The organism is Streptomyces sp. NPDC030799, assembly GCF_055572255.1.
The window spans coordinates 1-14,737 of record NZ_JBVIDS010000013.1; the positions used below are offsets into that span (position 1 = coordinate 1).

Sequence of the window (14,737 nt, forward strand, 5' to 3'; positions counted from 1 at the left end):
TCCCTTCGGTGTTTCCGACTCTATCAGATCTTTTCTCGATCCGATTTCCTCGGTGCTTTCCAGGTTCCCGCTCTCGCGTTTCCCTTTCCGGCGGTTCCGACTTTATCAGAAGTTCTTGGCCGGTCTGACCGGCCGTTCTTTTCCGATTAATCGGGAGGCGCTTCTCAGAGATGTCGTTCTCGACATTCTCGGGAAGCTCGTAGAGTCTAACGGCGACCTGTGAACTTGTCCAGTTCCAGGCAACTGTTTGAATCTACCTCCCCGCGCCATCCGTGTCAACGGCTCTTGCGGGGCGAAGAGGAGACTAGCAGCTCACAGGGGTGAAACGCACATCAGCCCGCGGTGGGGACCGAGGCGCTGCGGTCCGCCGCTTCGAGATCGCCCGTCTCGCCTGCCCGTACCGCCCTCCCGCCCAGGACGTAGACGTACGTCAGGAATGCGAGCTCGGCCAGGACGCCGATTCCGATGCGGGCCCAGGTGGGCAGGCCGGACGGGGTGACGAAGCCTTCGATGGCGCCGGAGACGAAGAGGACCAGGGCGAGACCGATCGCCATGCCGACGGCCGCACGTCCTTCTTCCGCGAGAGCGGCGCGCCGGGTACGCGGGCCGGGGTCCATGAGTGTCCAGCCCAGGCGCAGCCCCGTACCGGCCGCGACGAAGACGGCGGTCAGTTCGAGCAGGCCGTGGGGAAGGACCAGCCCCAGGAATGTGTCGAGGCGGCCGGCTGAGGACATCAGGCCGAAGCCGACGCCGAGGTTGAGCATGTTCTCGAAGAGGATCCAGAGGACCGGCAGGCCCAGGAAGACGCCCAGGACCAGGCACATCGCGGCCGCCTGGGCATTGTTCGTCCACACCTGGGCGGCGAAGGAAGCCGCGGGATGGCTGGAGTAGTACGTCTCGTACTCACCGCCAGGGCGGGTGAGCTCGCGCAGCTGGCTGGGTGCCGCAATGGAGGACTGTACGTCCGTGTGGGTGCCGATCCACCAGCCCAGGAGGATCGCGATGACCGTGGAGACCAGCGCCGTGGGCACCCACCAGTGGCGAGCGCGGTAGACCGCGGCAGGAAAGCCCTGGCCCAGGAAACGTGTGACGTCACGCCATGAGGCGCGGCGGGCGCCGGTGACGGCACTACGCGCGCGTGCCACCAGTTGGCTGAGGTGTCCCGTCAGCTGCGGGTCCGGGGCGCTGGACTGGATGAGGGAGAGGTGGGTGGCGGTGCGCTGGTAGAGGGCGACGAGTTCGTCGGCTTCGGCGCCGTTGAGGCGGCGCCGGCGGCGGAGCAGGGCATCCAGGCGGTCCCATTCGGCTCGGTGTACGGAGACGAAGACGTCCAGGTCCATCAGGTCTGCATGCTCCTCGGCTGGTCGTCGACTTCTCGTCGCGGTGCTCACGATCGCGGTCAGCTTGTCGTACTGCGGCGCGATGCGCCCACAGCTTGGCAGACTTGCGCTTCCGGGGGCAGATCAGGGAAGGCGGACGGGCGTGAATGAGCTGGTGACGGGCGAGGCGGTGGCGCTCGAACTGCGGCCGGCCAAGTTGCCGAGCAGGGCGCTGGCCGTGTTGCTCGACCTCGCGGTGGCCATGGTCGCGTACGTCGTCGTCAGCATCGCGGTGGTGCTGTCGACCGCTTCTCTGGACGAGGCGGCTCAGACGGCGCTGTCCATCGCGACGTTTCTGCTGGTGCTGGTCGGCGGGCCGATCGCGGTGGAGACGCTCAGTCACGGGCGTTCGCTGGGGAAGCTGGCGTTCGGACTGCGAGTGGTACGGGACGACGGCGGGCCGATCCGGTTCCGGCACGCGCTGGTGCGGGGCGCGATCGGTGTGGTCGAGATCTTGCTGACGTTCGGTGTGATCGCCTGCATCGCGTCGTTGGTGTCAGCGCGAGGTCGGCGGCTGGGGGATGTGTTCGCAGGCACCTTGGTCGTACGTGAGCGGATACCGGCCGGTCGTGCCGCCTTCGTTCCGCCGCCGCCTCCCTGGCTGGCGGGGCGGTTCGCCTCGTTGGACCTGTCGGCGGTGCCCGACGGGCTGTGGCTTGCGGTCCGGCAGTACCTGACCCGGATGGGGCAGCTCGATCCGCAGGTCTCGCTGGGCATGGCCCAGCGGCTCGCCGCCGACCTCGCGACGCGAACCGGCGCGTCGGTGCCCGAGGATCTGCCGGCGGCCGCGTTCCTGGCGGCGGTGGTGCACGAGCGGCAGTCCCGCGAGGCCCGGCAGGCGTTCGGCCCGGGTGGGTTCGCCCCACCGGTGGCCGGGCCTGGCGCACCGGCCGCGTATCAACCGCCCGCGTCCGCGGCGGCCAGGTCGCCGCAGGATCCCGGTCGGCCCGATCAGCCGCAGGACTGGGCCCGGCAGCCGCAGGCTCCTGTTGTGCCGTCGGCCGAACCTGCGCGGAACGAGCCACCTGCCGACCGGTCTGCCACCGGTTTCGCACCGCCGGCGTAGCCCGAGGCAGGCTCAGCCGCCGTTCGGTGGTCTCCTCTTCACGATCGTTGAGGAGGGCTTCCGCCCGGGTCCACGCGGTCTCGTCGGTCTTCGCGTTTCAGCCGAACGTCGACGGCGGTGACTGGAGGTCCTCCAGCTCGATCCCGGGCGCGGCCAGAACGACGTCGCCGGCGATGTGGACGGTGTGCCGTTCGCCGGTGTCCAGGGCTGTGACCTGGTATTCGTCCACGGTCAGGGGGCCGTTGTCAGTGGCGTGTGCTTCGCTGTTCACCAGGGCCCAGGACTGATCCACGGTGCGGGGGGCGAGGACCGGGTCCGTGAAGGCGACCATCCGCACGCGGGTCGCGTCGGACGAGGGGGTGAGGCGCAGGAGACGGGCGGTGGCGACGAGGAATGCGGGGGACGTGCCGGTGAAGGTGTGGGCGCGCACATTGCCTTCGGTGGCATGGGTTCCGGTGGGGTCGGTGCGGACCCAGGTGACGCCGTCGAGAGCTGCGCCGCGCACCTGCCATTCGCCCGCGTGGAGTTCCAGACGGATGGGGCGGCCGAGGTCGTCCAAGGCCAGGTCGACCGACCCGCGGTGATCGCCGGCGGGGCTGGTCACCCGGGAGACATAGCGCCAGCCGGACGGGCCGGGGGCGCACTGGAAGTGTTCTTCAGCGAGGGGGGTGTGATCGTGCGGATCGTGGAGCGAATAACGGCCGCGGGGCATGGGGGGTCCTGGGTTCGACGGGTTGACGGTCCGGTGCCCGGGTCGTTCGGGCCGGGTGCGGGCCGTTCCGGTAGGGGCGGGGCCCTTACCCGATAGGAGACCGTTCCGGTAAGGGCGAGGCCTGAGCCGGTAGGGGACCGTTCCGGCCTGGCGCGGGCGGACGGAGTCGGGCGTGACCTGTCATGGGCGGGACCGGTCAAAGGGGCAGGCCCCCGGCACGGGGGTGCGGGGGCCTGTCTCAGAGGGCCTGCGGCCGGGGAGCGCGGCGGTGCACCGGTGTGCTCCCCGGCAGGCGGGACTGCGCCGTCGCCGGCTCAGTAGCGGTAGTGGTCCGACTTGTACGGGCCGTCGACCTCGACGCCGATGTACGCGGCCTGCTCCGGACGCAGCGTGGTGAGCTTGACGCCCAGTGCGTCCAGGTGGAGGCGGGCGACCTTCTCGTCGAGGTGCTTGGGCAGCACGTACACGCCGGTCGGGTACGCGTCGGGCTTGGTGAACAGCTCGATCTGCGCCAGCGTCTGGTCCGCGAAGGAGTTCGACATCACGAACGACGGGTGGCCGGTGGCGTTGCCCAGGTTCAGCAGACGGCCCTCGGACAGCACGATGATCTTCTTGCCGTCCGGGAACGTCCACGTGTGGACCTGCGGCTTGACCTCGTCCTTCACGATCCCCGGGACCTTCGCGAGACCGGCCATGTCGATCTCGTTGTCGAAGTGCCCGATGTTCCCGACGATCGCCTGATGCTTCATCCTGGCCATGTCCGAGGCCATGATGATGTCCTTGTTGCCGGTCGTGGTGATGAAGATGTCGGCCTGGTCGACGACCTCCTCCAGGGTCGTGACCTGATAGCCGTCCATCGCCGCCTGCAGCGCACAGATCGGGTCGATCTCCGTGACGATCACACGGGCACCCTGACCCCGCAGCGACTCCGCACAGCCCTTGCCCACATCGCCGTAACCGCACACCACCGCGGTCTTGCCGCCGATCAGAGTGTCCGTCGCACGGTTGATGCCGTCGACCAGCGAGTGCCGGCAACCGTACTTGTTGTCGAACTTCGACTTCGTCACCGCGTCGTTCACGTTGATCGCCGGGAACAGAAGGACACCGTCGCGCTGCATCTCGTACAGACGGTGCACACCCGTCGTCGTCTCCTCGGTGACACCGCGGATCTCGGAGGCCAGCTGGGTCCACTTCTGGGGGTTCTCGCCCAGGGTGCGGTGCAGCAGCTGGAGGATGACGCGGTGCTCGTCGGACTCGGCGGTCTCCAGGCCGGGGACCTTGCCGTCCTTCTCGTACTCGACGCCCTTGTGGACGAGGAGGGTGGCGTCGCCGCCGTCGTCCAGGATCATGTTCGGGCCGCCGGTGGGGCTGTCCGGCCAGGTCAGCGCCTGCTCGGTGCACCACCAGTACTCCTCCAGGGTCTCGCCCTTCCAGGCGAAGACCGGGACGCCCTGCGGGGCGTCGGGGGTGCCGTTCGGGCCGACGGCGATGGCGGCGGCGGCGTGGTCCTGGGTGGAGAAGATGTTGCAGGAGGCCCAGCGGACCCGGGCGCCGAGGGCGACCAGGGTCTCGATGAGGACGGCGGTCTGCACGGTCATGTGCAGGGAGCCGGTGATACGGGCGCCGGCGAGGGGCTGCGCCTCGGCGTACTCCTTGCGGATCGCCATCAGGCCCGGCATCTCGTGCTCGGCGAGGGAGATCTCCTTGCGGCCGAACTCGGCCAGGGACAGGTCGGCGACCTTGAAGTCCTGTCGGTTGTCGACAGTCGTCATTGCGAGCTGCTCCTCGGGGTTGGGTCGAGGTGGGTACGGCTGGTCTGCGCGGCGGCGGGCACAGGAGTGCCCGAAAGAGGACACAGGCATGCCCACGTACGCGCAGCGCAGTCCGTCGGAGGCCCTCTCTCCCTCGGCCGGCCCGCGCTGGGCCGCCCGACCGCCATCAGCAGCGACGTCTGGCTCCGTCCCAAGCTACACCGGACGGCCCGGTCGACCCAGTCCGCCTCCGGTCGGTTCGAACGGTCCGAAAGGCGGTTTCGGGGTGCGGCGTGGGGCAGGAGCGGGCCGACGGGGGTGCGGGAAACCGTGGTACGGGAGCCCACAGACCGGCGCGAACAGGAACTTTCGCATCTTGGGGCCGTCGGTGGGGTGGTGCAGGATGCAGGGGCACCGGGGCCGTCCGGCTCCGCTCGCGGGGTGTCGGGGACGGCGCCTCGTGCGACGAAGGCGTTAGGAGATCGACGTGACCAGTCCGGCCGGCCCTCCCTCCATGGATGGCCGCGATGACGAGCGGCGGCAGGTGAAGCTGCTGGCGGTGACCGCCTGCCCGACCGGCATCGCGCACACCTACATGGCGGCGGAGAAGCTCGCACAGGCCGCGGCGAGCCGCGGCATCGAGATGAAAGTGGAGACCCAGGGATCGATCGGGGCCGAGAACGTTCTCGATGACAACGATGTCAGAAGCGCGGACGGCGTCATCGTCGCCGCCGACAAGGACGTCGACCTGAGCCGCTTCGCGGGCAAGCGGGTGCTGACGGTCGGGGTGGCCGAGGGCATCCACCGTCCCGAGCAGCTGATCGAGCGGGTGCGGTCGGCGCCCGTCCATGCGCCGGGCGGGGCTGCGGGCGGTTCGGCCGCGGTGCCCGCCCGTGGCGATGGCGGTGGCGGCGGCAAGGAACGGGGGCCGGTGTACAAGGCGCTGATGAACGGCGTGTCGTACATGATCCCGTTCGTCGTCGTCGGCGGTCTGCTGATCGCGGTCTCGCTGGCGCTCGGCGGGCATGCGACGGCGAAGGGTTATGTGATCCCGGACGGCACGTTCTGGGCGCATGTCAACGCGATCGGCGGGATCGGCTTCCAGCTGATGATCCCGATCCTGTCCGGCTATATCGCCTACGCCATCGCCGACCGGCCCGCGCTGGTGCCGGGCATGATCGGCGGCTGGATCGCCAACACGGGCGCACTGTACGACTCCCAGGCGGGTGCGGGCTTCATCGGGGCGATCGTGACCGGGTTCCTCGCCGGGTATCTGGTGGCGTGGATCAAGAAGGTCCGGGTGCCGAGGTTCGTGCAGCCGATCATGCCGATCATCGTGATCCCGATCGTGGCGACGACGGCGCTCGGGCTGTTCTTCATCTATGTCATCGGCAAGCCCATCTCATGGGTGTTCGAGCACCTGACGAGCTGGCTCGGCGGGATGACGGGGACGAGTGCGATTCTGCTCGGCGCGATTCTGGGGCTGATGATCGCGTTCGACATGGGCGGGCCGGTCAACAAGACGGCGTTCCTGTTCGGTGCGGGGCTCATCGCGAGCGGCAACCAGACGGTGATGGGCATGTGTGCCGCGGCGATTCCGGTGATGCCGCTCGGACAGGGGCTGGCCACGCTGATCCGCCGGCGGCTGTACACCGAGCAGGAGCGGGAGACGGGGCTGGCGGCACTGTTCATGGGGTGCTTCGGCATCTCCGAGGGTGCGATTCCGTTCGCGGCGGCGCGGCCGGCGCAGGTGATTCCGGCGAACATGCTCGGTGGCGCGGTGGCCGGTGCGGTGGCGGGACTGGCCGGGGTGAAGGATGCGGTGCCGCATGGGGGGCCGATCGTGGCGGTGCTGGGCGCGGTGAGCGGGGTGCCGATGTTCTTCGTGGCCGTGGTGATCGGGACGGTGGTCACCGCGTTGGTGACCGTGGCGATGGTTGATGTGAGTGGGCGTCGGGGGGTGTCTGCCGGGGAGTCTGCGGGTGCGGGTGCGTCGCCGGCGGGTACGAGTGGCCCCGCGGACGGTGCGGACGCTCCGCCTGCGGATACGAGTGGCCTGGCGCGCGGTGTGAGTGTGGCGCCGGCCGGTGTCGGTGCGTCGGCTGTGGGTGCCGGGTCTGGGGTGGTTGTGCCCGGTCAGCGGGTGGAGGCTTCGGTGGGCCGGGACGAGGCGGGGGGCTCGGAGAGCTCGGCGCTTGTCTCGGCGGGCGGGGACGACGCGGCGGAGGGCAGCCGGGCCGAGGTGTTGTCCGGGTATCTCGATGAGCGGACCGTGCAGGGCACGCTCGGAGCGGTGGAGAAGGACGCCGCGATCCGGGAGATGGCGGAACTGCTCGCTCGGAGTGGAAAGGTCGCCGACGTGGACGAGCTGGTGGCGACCGCGTTGCGGCGCGAGGCGCAGGGGACGACCGGGCTCGGTGAGGAGATAGCGATCCCCCATGCGAAGACGGATGCGGTGACCGCCCCGGTCGTCGGTTTCGCCCGGTCGGCCGAGGGGGTCGAGTGGGGTTCGCTGGACGGTGCGAAGGCCCGGCTGATCTTCATGATCGCCGTACCGGAGGCGGCCGCGGGGGACGAGCACCTGCGGATCCTCGCGCTGCTCTCGCGCAAGCTGATGGATCCCGGCTTCCGGGAGCGGCTGCTCGCTGCCCCGGACGAGGCGGCGGTGCTCGACGCGCTCGGCGAGGTGGGGTGACCTTTCGGTGAGGGGTCCGGTTTGGTCACTCGGTGAGGGGGTGAGTCCCTCGGGTCAGGTGAGTCCGGTGAAGTGAGCAGACGGTGCGGGTTGCCCTCGCCCTGGCCGCCGGCCTCTGGACCGGGACCCGCCCGCTCGGGGCGGCGTCGCGCCATCAGGGGTCGGCGCCCGCCCGGGACCGGGCCGCGGGCTCGGGCCGGGCTTGCCTCCCTGGCTCGGGACCGCTGCGGGGCGCGGGCCGGCGCACTCGGGTCGGGGCCCGCACGCTTCAGGGAAAGGCCCACCTTCTCTGGTTCACATGCCCGCGCGCGCTCGGGGCCAGCCCGCTCCGGTTCACTGCCCGCACGCTCCGGGGCGGGCCGCTCTGGTCCGAGCCCCGCCCCGCCCTCGTCCCCGGCCCGCGGGCTCTTGGGTGCTGTGGACGAGGGCTCAGTGTTCGGTTGTGTGGGGGGTCGGGCCGCCCGGGGTTGCCTCCGGGTCCGGGCCCTTGGCGGCCTCGGCCTCGCTGTAGATGTCCGGTTCGAGGTAGATCACGCGGGCGATGGGGACGGCGGCGCGGATGCGAGCCTCGGCGGCGTTGATGGCGCCGGCGACCTCCGCGGCCGTGTCGTCGTGCTGGACGGCGATCTTGGCGGCGATCAGGAGCTCCTCGGGGCCGAGGTGCAGCGTGCGCATGTGGATGACGCCGGTGACGGTGTCGCCGTCGACGGTCGCCTCCTGGATCTTCTTGATCACATCGAGGCCCGCCGCCTCGCCGAGCAGCAGCGACTTGGTCTCGGCGGCCAGGACCAGGGCGATCAGGACGAGCAGGACGCCGATGCAGACGGTGCCGATGCCGTCCCAGATGCCGTCGCCGGTGAGCACGGCCAGGCCGACGCCGAGGAGGGCGAGGACCAGGCCGATGAGCGCGCCGAAGTCCTCCAGCAGGACGACGGGCAGCTCGGGCGCCTTGGCGCGGCGGATGAACTGCGCCCAGGACAGTCTGCCGCGCAGTTCGTTGGACTCCTTGATGGCCGTGCGGAAGGAGAAGCCCTCGGCGATGACCGCGAAGACCAGGACGCCCACCGGCCAGTACCAGTGCTCCACTTCGTGCGGGTGGCTGATCTTCTCGTAGCCCTCGTAGATGGCGAACATGCCGCCGATGGAGAAGAGGACGATCGAGACCAGGAAGGCGTAGATGAACCGTTCACGGCCGTAGCCGAAGGGGTGCTGCGGGGTCGCCTCGCGCTGGGCCTTCTTGCCGCCGATGAGCAGCAGGAACTGGTTGCCGGAGTCGGCGAGCGAGTGGACGCCCTCGGCGAGCATGGAGGAGGAGCCGCTGAACGCGAACGCCACGAACTTCGACGCCGCGATCGCGAGATTGGCGCCGAGTGCTGCCACGATCGCCTTCGTACCGCCTGACGCGCTCATGTGTCCGCGTTGTCCCTTCGCCCGTGTCGTCGCCCTCGTGGCGTGTTCCGGCTTTGCCCGGCCTTTGCCGGTGGGCCATTCTTGCAGCCCGGCCGGGCCCCGGCGCGCCAGGTATCCACAACCCCGGTCATACGATCACAGCGCCGGGTATCCACAACCCCGTCAGACGATCACTGTGGCGCGGAAGACCGTGCCCGCGCCCGAGATCTCCGCCTTCTCGGCGGCCGGTACGAAGACCGACTGCCCCGGCTGCAGCTCGTGCTCGCCCGCGCGGACCGAACCGGCCGTGCAGAGCAGGATCTGCGGGGTGGTGAGGGTGAGGTCATGGGTGCTGCCGCCCTCGGGGAGGACGTACCGGGAGAGACGGAACTCGTCGATCGGTGTCTCGTAGACCTCCTCGCCGTCCGGGGAGGCCTCGGGGCGCAGCACGCCCGGGTCGCCCGGCTCGAAGCGGACCACCCGCAGCAGCTCGGGGACGTCGACGTGCTTGGGGGTCAGGCCGCAGCGCAGCACGTTGTCGGAGTTGGCCATGATCTCGACACCGAGGCCGCTGATGTACGCGTGCGGGATGCCGGCGCCCAGGAACAGGGCCTCGCCCGGCTGCAGGCGGACGTGGTTGAGCAGCATGCCCGCGATGACGCCGGGGTCGCCCGGGAAGTGGTGGGCGAGGACGGCGTAGGGGGCGTGGGCGCCGCCGAGGCGGGTGCAGGCGGCGGTGGTCTCGGTGACCGTCCGGGCCATGTCCTCGGGGTCGGCGGTGAGGATCGCGGTGAGGACCTCACGCAGGGCGGCGTCCTCGGGGTGGGCGTGCAACAGGTCGACGTACGGCTTGAGGGAGGCGACACCGAGCCCGTCGAGCAGGTCGGCGGCCTGGACCGGGTCACGGAAGCCGCACAGGCCGTCGAACTCGGTGAGGGCGCAGATCAGTTCGGGCTTGTGGTTGGCGTCCTTGTAGTTGCGGTGCGGGGCGTCGACCGGGATGCCGCGGCGCTCCTCGTCGGCGTAACCCTCCTTGGCCTGCTCCAGGTTGGGGTGCACCTGGAGGGAGAGGGGGGCGCCGGCGGCGAGGATCTTGAGGAGGAAGGGCAGGCGGGGACCGAACTTGGCCACCGTCTCCGGGCCCAGCTCGCGCTCCGGGCCGGCGTCGATGACGTCGACGAGTGTCCCGCGTGCGGTGCGCGAGGGGGCTCCCGGGTGCGCGCCCATCCACATCTCCGCCTGCGGTTCACCGGTCGGCTCCACGCCGAGCAGGTGCGGGATGGCGGTGGTGGAACCCCATGCGTAGGGGCGGACGGTGTTTTCGAGGCGGTCCATGTGTCTTCTCTGTCTCCGTACGTACGCGGCTCAGCCGGCGCCTGCGGCCGAGCCGGTTGCCGTGCTGGTCGTGGGCGCGGGTCGGCCGGCCCGGAGCAAAGATCAGGCCCCCGAAGCGAGCGCCAGGTAAACAGCGGCGAAATCCGTGACGGCGATCAGTTCCGCGAGGGTCTCCAGTTCGCCGCCCTCCTCCGGTTCGAGTTCGCTGATCGGCGTGTCGTGGCTGAGAGCCAGGTCACGGGCGGCGGGGGCCGCGGTGAAGCCGGTGAGCGGGCGGTCGCGCAGCAGCACTACGCGCGCGTGCAGTGCGGGCTGTTCCTCGACGCGGTCGCGGAAGAAGTCCTCGGGGTCGGCGCTGGCGGCCAGCGGGCCGGCCAGCAGGGCGCTGTGCGCGGCGAGCGCCTCGGGGAGTTCGGCGACGAGCCCGGGGCGGCCGGCGAGTTCGGCGAGGGCGGCGGCGAAACGGCGCCCGGCGGGGCCCGCCGAGGTCCCTTCCGTCCACACCACGGGGAGCGCGTCGGCGAGTTCGGCGGCCAGGGTCTTGGCCGGGTTGCTGTAGGTGGCGATGGCGGGGCCGCAGCGCTCGGCGACGTGGTCCAGGCGGTCGGCGACCTTCTCCAGGGCCTCCGGCGGGGCGCTGAGCAGGCCGACCCGGTCCAACAGGGCGAGCAGTGGGGTGAGCAGCGCCCAGAAGACGCCCGAGGAGGAGGCGGCGAGCGGTTCCGCCTGGTCGTACGGCGCCGTCGCCATCGGTACGAACAGGCCGTGGGCGCCTGCGACCGCCTCCGCGAGCGGGGTGCGGGGCGGAGCAACGGCGACGACCGAGCAACCGCGGCGGTAGGCCTGGTCGGCGAGGAGGGAGAGGCTGGGTTCGGTGCCGTCCGGGGTGGCGATCAGCAGCAGGTCGACGGAGCCGGTCCAGCCCGGCAGTTCCCAGCGCAGGGCGCCCGCGGCCGGGGCGACGCCGGTCGGGGCCAGGCGGACCACGGGGCTGCCGACGCCCGCCAGCGTGCCGAGGAGGTCGGCGGTGTGGGTGGCGGCGGCGCCGGGACCGGCGATGAGGACGGCGCGGGGCCGGCCATCGGGCTTCAGGTCGCCGACGCCGGCCTCGGCGGCGTGCCGGGCGGCGGTACGGACGCGGGCGCCGGCCTCGGCGGCGCCGCGCAGCAGGCCCCGGCGGTCGGCCTCGGAGAGGCCCTCCGGGGTGTCGAGCAGCGATTCGTCCAGCATGGGCGGAAGCTCCGATCGCCGGGGGTCCTGTGCGGGTTGTCTACGACGTCGAGGGCGTCGTCACTCGGGGCGGCGGGCCTCGTCCACGAGGAGGACCGGGATGCCGTCGCGGACGGGGTAGGCGAGGCCGCAGTCCTGGCTCGTGCAGACCAGCTCGCTGTCCTGCTCCTTGAGGGGGGCGTGGCAGGCCGGGCAGGCGAGGATCTCCAGGAGGCCGGCTTCGAGCGGCATGGGGTGTCCCTTCGAGGGCGGGGTTTTCTTTGGCCGGTGGTCAGCGTACCGCTGGTGGGCGGGCTGAGCTGGGCTCACGTGCCGCCCAGGGGTCCGCCGGGTCGGCGGGGAGGCGAGGGCCCGGCGGCGTCGGCCGAGGCCGCCGGGAAAGTGCTGCCTGCAAAGTCAGGCCCTGATGATCGCCAGCGCCTCGTCGCGGATCTTGATCATCGTCGCCTCGTCCTTCGCCTCCGCGTTCAGGCGGAGCAGGGGCTCCGTGTTGGAGGGGCGGACGTTGAACCACCAGTCGGGGGCGGCGACGGTGAGGCCGTCGAGGTCGTCGAGGGTGATGTCGGCGCGGCCCTCGTACGCGGAGCGGATCGCGGCGAGGCGGGCGGACTGGTCGGCGACCGTGGAGTTGATCTCGCCGGAGCCGGTGTAGCGGTCGTACTGGGCGACGAGGGAGGAGAGGGGGCCGTCCTGGCCGCCGAGGGCCGCGAGGACGTGCAGGGCGGCCAGCATGCCCGTGTCGGCGTTCCAGAAGTCCTTGAAGTAGTAGTGCGCGGAGTGCTCGCCGCCGAAGATGGCGCCGGTGCGGGCCATCTCGGCCTTGATGAAGGAGTGGCCGACGCGGGTGCGGACCGGGGTGCCGCCGTGCTCCTTCACGACCTCGGGGACCGTACGGGACGTGATCAGGTTGTGGATGATCGTGCCCTTGCCGCCGTTGCGGGCCAGCTCGCGCCTGGCCACCAGGGCGGTGATCGCGGACGGGGAGACCGGGTCGCCGTTCTCGTCCACGACGAAGCAGCGGTCGGCGTCGCCGTCGAAGGCGATGCCCAGGTCGGCGCCCTCCGCGGGGACGCGCTTCTGCAGGTCCACGAGGTTGGCGGGGTCGAGCGGGTTGGCCTCGTGGTTGGGGAAGGTGCCGTCCAGTTCGAAGTACATCGGGACGAGGGTCAGGGGCAGGCCGGCGAAGACCGTGGGGACCGTGTGGCCGCCCATGCCGTTGCCGGCGTCGACCACGACCTTCAGGGGGCGGACGGAGGTCAGGTCGACCAGGGAGCGGAGGTGCGCCGCGTACTCGTCCAACGTCTCGCGGGAGGACAGGGTTCCCGGCCGGGCCACCGCTTGCGGGGCTCCCGACTCCAGCCAGTGCTCGACCAGTTCACGGATCTGCGCGAGGCCGGTGTCCTGGCCGACCGGGGCGGCGCCCGCGCGGCACAGCTTGATGCCGTTGTACTGGGCGGGGTTGTGGGAGGCGGTGAACATCGCGCCGGGCAGGTTCAACGCGCCCGAGGCGTAGTACAGCTGGTCCGTGGAGCACAGGCCGATCTCGGTGACGTCCACACCACGGTCCGCCGCGCCGCGGGCGAAGGCACGGGTGAGGCCGGGGGACGAGGGCCGCATGTCGTGGCCGACGACGATCGCCGCCGCTCCTGTCACCTCCGCGAAGGCGGCGCCGAACAGTCCGGCCAGTGACTCGTCCCACTGGTCCGGGACCACTCCGCGTACGTCGTACGCCTTCACGATCTGCGACAGATCAGCAGTCACGGCCAACCCTCCTGAAAGTCCTATGGGTGCCCACAAACTACCCGTTGGGGGTAAGGGCGAGGTGTGCGGACACCAAGGTCGACGCCCAGTGGTGCCCGAGAGGGGTCGGGCGGAATGGGTGGCTCAGTTGTCCGGAGAGCGCAGAACTCGCAGGTGGCCGCGGCGGGCGACCTCCATGGGGTCGGCCGTACGGCCTCCGCCGCCGCCCGCCTCGGCCGCGCGCTCCTGGGGCCGGGCCGCCTCGCGTACGGCGTTGGCAAGCGCTTCCAGATCGTCTCCGCTGGGCCGCGCGGGAGCGGACCCGTCGAGGAGGCGTACGACCTCCCAGCCACGGGGGGCGGTGAGGCGCTCGGAGTGCTCGGCGCACAGGTCGTAGCAGTGCGGCTCGGCGTAGGTGGCGAGCGGGCCGAGGACCGCGGTCGAGTCGGCGTAGACGTACGTCAGCGTCGCGACGGCGGGTCGGCCGCAGGCGGTGCGCGAACAGCGACGTACAGGGCTCACGACGTTGGACGGTACCGCACTCTTGAGCGGGCCGCGACGACTCTCCACCACGTCACTCCACTGTGTCGTGCTGTGAAACGCCCCACACACCCCTTCGGGGAGGCCTTGTTGACCTGCGAGGACGGGGGCTCGGAAAGTTTTGGGCGGGACCCGGTATGGTCATGAGTCAGTACAAACACCGTCAATTGCCGTGAGTTGGCGGTCTTGGAGGGTTACGGAAACGCGCCATTCGTTGGCTGGAATGGTCATCCTGTGACATCGGGGTGCATGCGGCCGATCGGCGGAGCATGGGCCGATCGGCGGCGGGCTGATCGGCGCTGGGTGCCGGTGGTCAGAACCGGCGGTCGAAGCCGGGGACCGGAGGCGGGGGTCCGGGCGGACGTGGCTGGTTGCGGTGCGGGGCCGGGTGGGTTGCCGTGTGGGGCCGGGCGGGCGGAGCCTGCGGGGACTACGCTTCCCCAGTGATGGACAACCGTGTACCGCCCCGCGCCGCCGGCCCCGGGCCCCGTCGCCGTGATCGTCACGGGCGGGGCATGCGGGGGCCGATCGCACCGCCGCAGGTGCCGCTCGCGGCCAGCCGTGCCGATGTGTTCGCGGACCTGGTGCAGGACTCCGTGGACCGTCTTGAGCGGCGGTGGCCGCAGCTGGCCGACTTCGATTTCCTCGTGTTGGAGGTGCCCCGGCTGGAGGGGCGGGCCGAGCAGGCGTGGAGCGACGAGGCCGTGCCGTTGGGCGGGGTCGTTCCTGCGCGCGACGGGCGGCGGGCGCGGGTGGTGGTGTACCGGCGGCCGGTGGAGATCCGGACGAAGGGGCGGGACGAGCGGGCCGCGCTGGTGCATGAAGTGGTGGTCGAGCAGGTCGCCGAGCTGCTGGGGCTGACTCCGGAGACCGTGGATCCGCGGTACGGGGAGGATTAGG

General features: G+C 71.0%; 13 protein-coding genes. 4 read left to right on the plus strand and 9 right to left on the minus strand.

Going from position 1 to position 14,737, the window contains the following annotated elements:
• Positions 1-223 (plus strand): hypothetical protein (locus tag ACZ41I_RS29505; protein ID WP_468515491.1); only part of this gene is annotated, 223 nt, incomplete at its 5' end.
• Positions 224-332: 109 nt separating this feature from the next.
• Here ACZ41I_RS29505 and ACZ41I_RS29510 read toward each other — a convergent pair.
• Positions 333-1,340, minus strand: coding sequence for a stage II sporulation protein M (locus ACZ41I_RS29510; protein WP_468515492.1), 1,008 nt, complete (start codon positions 1,338-1,340; stop codon positions 333-335).
• 142 nt (positions 1,341-1,482) lie between these two features.
• Between ACZ41I_RS29510 and ACZ41I_RS29515 the strand changes: the two genes are divergently transcribed.
• Positions 1,483-2,445 (plus strand): RDD family protein, encoded by a 963-nt coding sequence (locus tag ACZ41I_RS29515; protein WP_468515603.1) that lies wholly within the window; start codon positions 1,483-1,485, stop codon positions 2,443-2,445.
• 97 nt (positions 2,446-2,542) lie between these two features.
• Here the strand turns inward: ACZ41I_RS29515 and ACZ41I_RS29520 are convergent, their stop codons facing one another.
• Positions 2,543-3,157 (minus strand): hypothetical protein, encoded by a 615-nt coding sequence (locus tag ACZ41I_RS29520; protein ID WP_363220872.1) that lies wholly within the window; start codon positions 3,155-3,157, stop codon positions 2,543-2,545.
• Positions 3,158-3,471: 314 nt separating this feature from the next.
• Complete coding sequence (gene ahcY, locus ACZ41I_RS29525) at positions 3,472-4,929, minus strand: adenosylhomocysteinase (protein WP_468515493.1); 1,458 nt, start codon at positions 4,927-4,929, stop codon at positions 3,472-3,474.
• A gap of 466 nt (positions 4,930-5,395) precedes the next feature.
• On the opposite strand from ahcY, the gene ACZ41I_RS29530 reads away from it, so the two are divergent.
• The gene (locus ACZ41I_RS29530) at positions 5,396-7,603 is read left to right on the plus strand and encodes a fructose-specific PTS transporter subunit EIIC (protein WP_468515494.1); all 2,208 of its coding nucleotides are present in this window, start codon (positions 5,396-5,398) and stop codon (positions 7,601-7,603) included.
• Positions 7,604-8,032: 429 nt separating this feature from the next.
• Here ACZ41I_RS29530 and ACZ41I_RS29535 read toward each other — a convergent pair whose 3' ends face one another.
• The 6 genes from ACZ41I_RS29535 to ACZ41I_RS29560 all read right to left on the minus strand — a co-directional run bounded on the left by ACZ41I_RS29535 (position 8,033) and on the right by ACZ41I_RS29560 (position 13,867).
• The gene (locus ACZ41I_RS29535) at positions 8,033-9,013 is read right to left on the minus strand and encodes a cation diffusion facilitator family transporter (protein WP_468515495.1); all 981 of its coding nucleotides are present in this window, start codon (positions 9,011-9,013) and stop codon (positions 8,033-8,035) included.
• 162 nt (positions 9,014-9,175) lie between these two features.
• Complete coding sequence (gene manA / locus ACZ41I_RS29540) at positions 9,176-10,327, minus strand: mannose-6-phosphate isomerase, class I (RefSeq protein ID WP_363216501.1); 1,152 nt, start codon at positions 10,325-10,327, stop codon at positions 9,176-9,178.
• A 102-nt stretch (positions 10,328-10,429) separates the two neighbouring features.
• Positions 10,430-11,557 carry an SIS domain-containing protein gene (locus ACZ41I_RS29545; RefSeq protein ID WP_363216500.1) on the minus strand — a complete coding sequence of 376 codons (1,128 nt, stop codon included), beginning with the start codon at positions 11,555-11,557 and terminating at the stop codon, positions 10,430-10,432.
• Between the two features lie 60 nt (positions 11,558-11,617).
• Complete coding sequence (locus ACZ41I_RS29550) at positions 11,618-11,788, minus strand: Trm112 family protein (protein WP_363216499.1); 171 nt, start codon at positions 11,786-11,788, stop codon at positions 11,618-11,620.
• A 165-nt stretch (positions 11,789-11,953) separates the two neighbouring features.
• A complete protein-coding gene (locus ACZ41I_RS29555) occupies positions 11,954-13,318 on the minus strand; it encodes a phosphomannomutase/phosphoglucomutase (RefSeq protein WP_468515496.1) in 1,365 nt (454 codons plus the stop codon).
• A 123-nt stretch (positions 13,319-13,441) separates the two neighbouring features.
• Positions 13,442-13,867 carry a DUF3499 domain-containing protein gene (locus tag ACZ41I_RS29560; RefSeq protein WP_094216539.1) on the minus strand — a complete coding sequence of 142 codons (426 nt, stop codon included), beginning with the start codon at positions 13,865-13,867 and terminating at the stop codon, positions 13,442-13,444.
• 416 nt (positions 13,868-14,283) lie between these two features.
• Between ACZ41I_RS29560 and ACZ41I_RS29565 the strand changes: the two genes are divergently transcribed.
• Positions 14,284-14,736, plus strand: coding sequence for a metallopeptidase family protein (locus tag ACZ41I_RS29565; RefSeq protein ID WP_363216506.1), 453 nt, complete (start codon positions 14,284-14,286; stop codon positions 14,734-14,736).
• The last annotated feature ends 1 nt before the right edge of the window (position 14,737 follow it).